At 58.2% G+C, this 7,649-nt stretch carries 8 protein-coding genes; 6 read left to right on the top strand and 2 right to left on the bottom strand.

Features of this window, described 5'->3' with window-relative positions; all coding sequences use genetic code 11:
- The 5 genes from PMI37_RS30615 to PMI37_RS30635 form a co-directional block, all read left to right on the top strand.
- A partial coding sequence (locus tag PMI37_RS30615) for a DUF899 domain-containing protein (RefSeq protein ID WP_008088860.1) occupies positions 1-696 on the top strand: 696 nt, incomplete at its 5' end.
- An 81-nt stretch (positions 697-777) separates the two neighbouring features.
- Entirely contained in the window at positions 778-1,881 is a 1,104-nt protein-coding gene (locus PMI37_RS30620) for a tetratricopeptide repeat protein (RefSeq protein ID WP_008088862.1), read from the top strand.
- An 81-nt stretch (positions 1,882-1,962) separates the two neighbouring features.
- Positions 1,963-2,238 carry a hypothetical protein gene (locus PMI37_RS30625; RefSeq protein ID WP_008088865.1) on the top strand — a complete coding sequence of 92 codons (276 nt, stop codon included), beginning with the start codon at positions 1,963-1,965 and terminating at the stop codon, positions 2,236-2,238.
- A gap of 247 nt (positions 2,239-2,485) precedes the next feature.
- A complete protein-coding gene (locus tag PMI37_RS30630) occupies positions 2,486-3,070 on the top strand; it encodes a papain-like cysteine protease family protein (RefSeq protein WP_008088867.1) in 585 nt (194 codons plus the stop codon).
- A 12-nt stretch (positions 3,071-3,082) separates the two neighbouring features.
- Positions 3,083-3,682 (top strand): hypothetical protein, encoded by a 600-nt coding sequence (locus PMI37_RS30635; protein ID WP_008088869.1) that lies wholly within the window; start codon positions 3,083-3,085, stop codon positions 3,680-3,682.
- A 55-nt stretch (positions 3,683-3,737) separates the two neighbouring features.
- Here PMI37_RS30635 and PMI37_RS30640 read toward each other — a convergent pair whose 3' ends face one another.
- Positions 3,738-5,078 carry a DEAD/DEAH box helicase gene (locus PMI37_RS30640; RefSeq protein WP_008088871.1) on the bottom strand — a complete coding sequence of 447 codons (1,341 nt, stop codon included), beginning with the start codon at positions 5,076-5,078 and terminating at the stop codon, positions 3,738-3,740.
- Between the two features lie 191 nt (positions 5,079-5,269).
- On the opposite strand from PMI37_RS30640, the gene PMI37_RS30645 reads away from it, so the two are divergent.
- Positions 5,270-6,568: a mechanosensitive ion channel family protein gene (locus PMI37_RS30645; protein WP_008088873.1), complete on the top strand. Its 1,299-nt coding sequence runs from the start codon at positions 5,270-5,272 to the stop codon at positions 6,566-6,568.
- A 91-nt stretch (positions 6,569-6,659) separates the two neighbouring features.
- Here the strand turns inward: PMI37_RS30645 and PMI37_RS30650 are convergent, their stop codons facing one another.
- Positions 6,660-7,517 (bottom strand): carboxylate/amino acid/amine transporter, encoded by an 858-nt coding sequence (locus tag PMI37_RS30650; protein WP_008088874.1) that lies wholly within the window; start codon positions 7,515-7,517, stop codon positions 6,660-6,662.
- Between the last annotated feature and the right edge of the window lie 132 nt (positions 7,518-7,649).

The raw sequence follows: 7,649 nt of genomic DNA on the forward strand, positions 1-7,649 counted from the left end.
TGGCTCGCCCCCCGCCAGCAACACCTGGCCGACGAAAAGGCCTTCACCAAAGAGCGCGACCGCCTGAGCGCCAAACGTCGTGCCTTGCCCTGGGTGAAGGTCGACAAGGACTACCACTTTCAAGGCCCGAGCGGCGAACTGAAACTGGCCGACCTGTTTGGCCAACACAGCCAGTTGATCGTTTACCACTTCATGTTTGCCAAGGATTGGGAGGAAGGCTGCCAGGGCTGCTCCTTCCTCAGCGATCACATCGACGGCGCCAACCAGCATCTGGCCCATCACGACATTGCGGTGGTGGCTGTTTCTCACGCGCCATTCAATGAGTTTCAGGACTTCAAACGGCGGATGGGCTGGAAGTTTGACTGGGTATCGTCAGACGGCTGCGACTTCAACTATGACTTCGGCGTGTGCGCCCGTGCCGACGATGTCGCGGCGGGAACGGCTACCTACAACTACGAAAAGACCGACAGTGCCGAGGAAGAAATGCCCGGGCTGAGCGTGTTTTATCGCGACGCAAATGGCGACATCTTCCACACCTATTCAACCTATGCCCGTGGTCTCGACATGCTGGTCGGCGCCTACAACTACCTCGACCTCACGCCCAAGGGCAGGAATGAAGACGAGATCATGGAGTGGGTTCGGCATCATGATCGATACGAGACGCAGACCCCCTCCGGTTGCTGTCATAGCAAATAGCCTGATTGTGCGTATGGTGCTGGTCGCAAGCACGATCAGCGCCGCTATAATCCGCGCTCCTCCCAAACATGAACGGCTGCCATGTATCGTCGTCTCGCTCTGATTCTGCTCGCCTGTTTCGCTCTCGTACTCATCAGCATTCCGGTGTTTTTCGTCAAGACGTCTTACAGCCCGGCGACGCTGATTGCGTCGGCGTATCAGGAAGGCATTTTTGGCAAACCTGATCCAGCGAAAGCCACTGAATGGTTCCGCTACGCGGCCAACAAGGGCGATCCCATCAGCGAATACCAGTTGGCAAGACGGCTTCAGTACGGTCAAGGCGTCGAAATCGACACCGTGGCCGCGCGTAAACTGTTCACTCACTCAGCCGACCAGGGTTATGCACCGGCTCAGCACTTCATGGCGCTGTTGGCGCTCGCCGGGATTGATGAGCCACAGGACTTTGTCAAAGCGGCCCACCTTTTATCGTTGGCAGCAGCACAAGGTCATGCGAACTCGCGAGTCGAACTGGGCTACCTGTATCGATCAGGAACAGGGGTAAAACAGGACCTTGCCCGAGCATTCGAACTGGCTGAAAAAGCCGCGGCCCAGGGAAATGACCGCGGGATCACGTTGTTGGCAACGATCTATCTCTTTGGTGAAGGCATTCCCCAGGATCAGAAAAAAGCCATCGAACTGCTGCAGCAGGCGGCGGAACTCGGCGAAGATCAAGCCGAGGAAATGCTCGGTGGTGCTGCGCTGAACGGGATCGGCTCGCCAAAAAACACCGCGACCGCGCTGCAGTGGTATACCAAAGCGGCGGAGCATGGCCGCGAGAACGCGCAGTTTGTGTTGGGCCTGCTCTATTCGGGGCAAGACGGCGGCCCCAAGGACGATCGGTTGTCCAGCCACTGGTATCTCCAGGCCGCCCTTCAGGGACATGCCGTTTCTCAAGTCACACTGGCTGCCCGTCTCGACAATGGTTTGGGTTTCAGCAAAAACAAAACCAAGGCATGCGCCATGTTGCGAGTGGCGCTCAAACAAGACCTGCCCGACAATATTCGCCAGCCCATGCAGCAGCAATTGAAAACCGAGGAAGGCGTCTTGAGTTCGCAACAACTTGATGAGGTGGCGTCGCTGGAAATACTTTATTCGACCCCGGAAGGCATGAAGCAACTTGAAGGCGACCTGGTGAAACAGGGCTGAGCCGTCCTTCCCCAGTGAACTTTTTTGCCCATTGAGGCCTCAACCGGTTAACCCGCCTTAACCGGAACTGAGGCCCTCCCCATGAAAACCCTGATCAAGCTCACTCTCGCCGCCACTCTTGCCTGCGCCCTGCCCGTCTGGGCCTGTACGCCGGAAGAGGCCACCGCCAAACGTGAACAACTGGCCAAGGAAGTTGCCAAGCTTACCGAACAGAATCCGGCCAAGGCCAAGGAGATCAATGCCGAGTTGCAGAAGATGGATCTGGGCACGGCCAGCAAGGATTTGCCGGACAAGTGCCAGCTGATTGATCAGCGATTGAAAGAGTTGGGTACCGCCGAAAAGAAAGCCGACAGCTAAAAGAAAAAGATCGCAGCCTGCGGCAGCTCCTACACCAAACCCTGTAGGAGCTGCCGCAGGCTGCGATCTTTTGCCTTTATAAATGCACAAATGCATTTATTTATTTGCACAAACGCATATCCACATCTACGGTTACATCGAGCAAAGAGATCGGCAACCGCCATCGGAGATGGCGACCTTGAAGCGCCGATCGCTCGGCAACACCCTTACAAGCGGGACGCTTGTTTTCATTCATGGAGGATTGAAAATGTTAACCACTGAAGCAAGACCCTTTACCAGTGAATCACTGCCAAGGTGCCTCATCGGCCATCTGCTCGACCCACAACTGGTCGAAGTCGAAGCGGCCGAACATGCCAGCGCGCTTGCCGCTGGCAGCCTGAACTTCAACATGCAGCAACAAACCCAGACCAACTGGTGCTGGGCTGCCGTGTCCGCCTCGGTTGGCAACTACTACGGCACCGGCAACTGGACGCAGTGCGGTGTCGCCAGCACTCAGCTCGATCGCAATTGCTGCAATCAGCCGGGGCCGTGCAATGTTTACGGCTATCTGGATTCAGCGCTGCAAACCACCCGCAGCTACAACGGCATGAATCAGGGCTCGTTGCAGATGTCGGCGATCCAGAACCAGATCAGCATGGGCCGCCCGGTCGGTCTGCGCTGCGCCTGGTACGGCGGCGGCGCGCATTTCCTGACGATCTACGGGACCAACGGCGATTACGTATTGGTCGCCGACTCGATCTACGGCTACTCGACGCGTGCGCTGAATGCCTTTCCCCGCGCTTACAACGGCGGCGGCAACTGGACTCATACCTACTTCACCGTGAAAAACTAGGAGGGCGACATCATGCAACTGACTTATCCAAAGGCGCCTTCCAACGGCGTACAGACCTTGCGCCCAGCGCTGCAAGCCGCGCTGCAAACCCAGGGTTTTGGCGCCAATCGGCAGTTCGCCAACGCGGCGCCGGCAAAGATCAGCCTCAGCGAGGCCTACCGAGGCTATTCGCTCAGTCTGGATGACCTGAGTAACGGCAAAGGGCTGAAAGACGCGCGGATCGGTGACTGGCATTACCTGGTGTTTGCCGATGGTGTAACGATTGCCGACGCTCAACTGGCCGAGGTTCGCGGCCATGTCGAGTTCGCCTCGTTGAACCATGGCAATCACGCCGCCGCTACGGTAGGTGCGCTGAAACTGGCGGAACAAGCGCCGCAGCTACAGGGCAAAACCGTCGAACTGCGCGTGCTGTTCGTCTCGGCGCTGCACGTTGTCGCGATCTGGCTGCATGGCGACGGTGAGGATGTGTTGATCCCGATTGAACCGACACCGAAGGAGCTGGCGAGCCCCCGGTTGTACGGCGAAGCGGCATTGCTCGCCGCCTTGAAACCGGCAGCTGATCAGGCCAGGCGACGCTTCGACGCGGACACCAGCGGTCAACTCGGCAACTGATGGTCGAAAAAAAACCCGGACATTGTCCGGGTTTTTTATGCACGCTTGAAACGCCTTACTCAGCCGCAGGATCTGCCGGCTTGCGGCGCTTGAGCGGCGCCATGCCGTCGCTGCTGACCAACGAGTCCGGCTTCGGACGATTGACGCTCTTGCGCTTGGTCGGCGTCTTGGCGGCGGTTTTCTTCTTGTCGCCCTTGGCGTCAGTCTTTTTCTTCTTCACGCCAACGGCTTTGCCCGAGGCCTTGACCTTCTTCGGACCGCCATAGACGCCTTTGACTTCCTTGATGGTGCGACGCTCGAAGCTCTGCTTGAGGTAGCGCTCGATGCTCGACATCAGGTTCCAGTCGCCGTGGCAGATCAGCGAGATCGCCAGGCCGTCGTTACCGGCGCGGCCAGTACGACCGATGCGGTGCACGTACTCGTCGCCGCTGCGTGGCATGTCGAAGTTGATCACCATGTCCAGACCATCAACGTCCAGACCACGGGCTGCAACGTCGGTCGCCACGAGGATCTTCACGCCGCCCTGCTTCAGACGATCGATCGCCAGTTTGCGATCCTTCTGGTCTTTCTCGCCGTGCAGTACGAACGCTTTGTATTCCTGAGCCACCAGACGGCCATAGATACGGTCGGCCATGGCGCGGGTGTTGGTGAAGATGATCGCCTTCTGGTAGGTCTCGTTGGCCAGCAGCCAGTTCACGATCTGCTCTTTGTGCTGATTGTGGTCGGCGGTGATGATTTGCTGACGGGTGGTCGAGTTCAACTGGCTGACCGCGTTGAGCTGCAAGTGCTCAGGGTTGTTCAGCACCTTGGCGATCATCTCGCGCAGGCCGGAACCACCGGTGGTGGCCGAGAACAGCATGGTCTGCTGACGGTTCGGGCATTCGTCGACCAGACGCTGAACGTCTTCGGAGAAGCCCATGTCGAGCATGCGGTCGGCTTCGTCGAGTACCAGCACTTCGACTTCTTTCAGGTCGAGGTTGCCGGCGTTGAGTTGCTCGATCATCCGGCCCGGGGTGCCGATGAGAATGTCCGGCACCTTGCGCAGCATGGCGGCCTGGACCTTGAAGTCTTCACCGCCGGTGATCAGGCCGGATTTGATGAAAGTGAACTGCGAAAAGCGTTCAACTTCCTTCAGCGTTTGCTGGGCCAGCTCGCGGGTCGGCAGCAGGATCAGCGTCTTGATGCTAACACGAACCTTGGCCGGGCCGATCAGGCGATTGAGGATCGGCAGAACGAAAGCGGCGGTTTTGCCGCTACCGGTTTGCGCAGTCACCCGCAAATCACGCCCTTGGAGCGCCAGCGGAATGGCCGCGGCTTGCACAGGCGTTGGCTCGACAAATTTCAGCTCGGCCACAGCTTTAAGCAGGCGTTCGTGCAGGGCGAATTGGGAAAACACGGGTGCTACCTCGAAGATATGCAAAAAAACAGCTGCATAGGTTACCGGTTTCGAGCGCTCAGGCCGAGTTTCTTTGTGCAAACGGCAGCAATCAGTGCTTTTTTTGTTGCTCGATTTGTCTCCAACGGTAATACGCGACGTCTTAAATGCTCTAATCGCCCATCGCGTCTTACAGAAGAATCGTTGCTCATATGGATTTCAAACAGCTCTGGCTCAACGCCCAGGACCTCTGGGGCACTCTCGAACAGCATCCACTGTTGCAGGCCGGCCTCGCCCTGACGGTGTTGCTGGTGGTCGCGCTGGTACTCGGACGAGTGGCACGTTATCTGATCCTGCACGCCAGCCGCATGCTCGGGCGCCAACCGGCGCTGCACTGGATCAATGACTTTCGCCACAACAAGGTGTTTCAGCGCCTGGCGCAGATGACGCCATCGCTGGTGATTCAGTTCGGCCTGCACCTGGTGCCGGAACTGAGCAAGACCGCCATGACCTTTCTCGGCAATGTGGCGCTGTCGTTCACCATTCTGTTCCTGTTGCTGGCGGTGAGCGCCCTGCTCAATGCCCTGCTGGACATTTACGCCCGCACCGAACATGCCCGCACACGCTCGATCAAAGGCTATGTGCAACTGGCGAAAATGGTCTTGTACGTATTTGGCGCGATCATCATTGTCGCCACGTTGATCGACCGCTCGCCGTTGTTGCTGCTGTCCGGTCTCGGTGCGATGTCGGCGGTGATTCTGTTGGTCTACAAGGACACGCTGCTGTCGTTCGTTGCCAGCGTGCAATTGACCAGCAACGACATGCTGCGGGTCGGCGACTGGATCGAAATGCCGCAAGTCGGCGCCGATGGCGATGTGGTCGACATCACCCTGCACACGGTCAAGGTGCAGAACTTCGACAAGACCATCGTCTCGATCCCGACCTGGCGCTTGATGTCCGAATCGTTCAAGAACTGGCGCGGCATGCAGCAGTCCGGTGGGCGGCGGATCAAACGCAGCCTGTTCATCGACGCCAGCGGCGTACGCTTCATCCGTGACGACGAAGAAGAAAAGCTCTCGCAAGTGCACTTGCTGACCGACTACATGAGCCGCAAGAAAGCCGAGCTCAAGGCGTGGAACGAGGCGCAGGGCAATGTCGCGGCAATGTCGGCCAACCGCCGGCGCATGACCAACATCGGCACCTTCCGCGCGTATGCGCTGGCGTATCTGAAGAGTCACCCGGAGATTCAACCGAACATGACCTGCATGGTCCGCCAGATGCAAACCACGGCGCAGGGCATTCCGCTGGAGATCTACTGCTTCACCCGCACCACGGTGTGGGCCGATTACGAGCGGATTCAGGGGGATATTTTTGATTATCTGCTGGCGGTGTTGCCGGAGTTTGGCTTGAGCCTGTATCAGCAGCCGAGTGGCGGGGATTTGCGTTCGGGGCTGCTGCCGGCGGTGCTCGGTGCGGCCAGCATCCCCGAGCCGCAAAAACACCTGATGTAACCCACAATTCCCCTGTAGGAGCTGCCGAAGGCTGCGATCTTTTGATTTTAAAGATCAAAAGATCGCAGCCTGCGGCAGCTCCTACATTCAGTTATGCGGTGCGGCGGATGCCCAGTCGGCTGATCCACACGGCGGCGAGGATGACGCTGCCGCCAAGGAACAACCGCCCCAGTTCCTCATGCTGATTCCAGATCAGCAAGTTCAGCAGCAAGCCCACCGGCACATGCAGGTTGTTCATCACCGCCAGCGTGCCGCCGTTGACCATGCACGCCCCCTTGTTCCACCAGTACATGCCCAACGCGGTCGAAACCAGACCGAGAAACAGCAAAACGCCCCATTGCAACGGTGCTTCAGGCAAAAAGTTGGCTTTGCCGAACATCAGAAATGCCGGCAGTACCACCGCCAGCGCGCCGAGGTAGAAGAAGCCGAAACGCCGGTAATGAGGCAAATCGCTCGGGTGTTTCGCCACCAGATGCTTGTACATCACTTGGCCTGCGGCGTAGGTGAAGTTGGCCAGTTGCAGCAGCAGGAAGCCCATGAAGAAGTCCGGGTTGATGCTGTCAAAGCGAATCACCGCCGCCCCGCCCACTGCGACCAGCGCGGCGATCAGCGCCCACGGGTTGAAACGGCGGTTCAGTGCATCTTCGATCAATGTCACGTGCAACGGTGTGAGGATGGTGAACAGCAACACCTCCGGCACCGTCAGCACGCGGAAGCTCAGGTACAGGCAGACGTAGGTCACGCCGAACTGCAAGGCGCCGATCATCAGCATGCCGCGCATGAACGACGGCTCCACCGAACGCCAGCGCGTCAGCGGAATGAACACCAGCCCGGCCAGCACCACACGCACCAGCACGGCGAAGTAACTGTCGACATGACCAGCCAGGTATTCGCCGATCAGGCTGAAGGAAAACGCCTGGATCAGCGTGACAAAAAGTAGATAGCCCATGCTCGCCCCTAATTCGAATGGCGGCGACGATAGCGGTTTTTCCACCCTGCAACCAACAAAAATCCCCCTGTAGGAGCTGCCGCAGGCTGCGATCTTTTGATGTTGATTTAAAAAAAAACAAGATCAAAAGAT

Source organism: Pseudomonas sp. GM80 (genome assembly GCF_000282515.1).
GTDB lineage: Bacteria > Pseudomonadota > Gammaproteobacteria > Pseudomonadales > Pseudomonadaceae > Aquipseudomonas.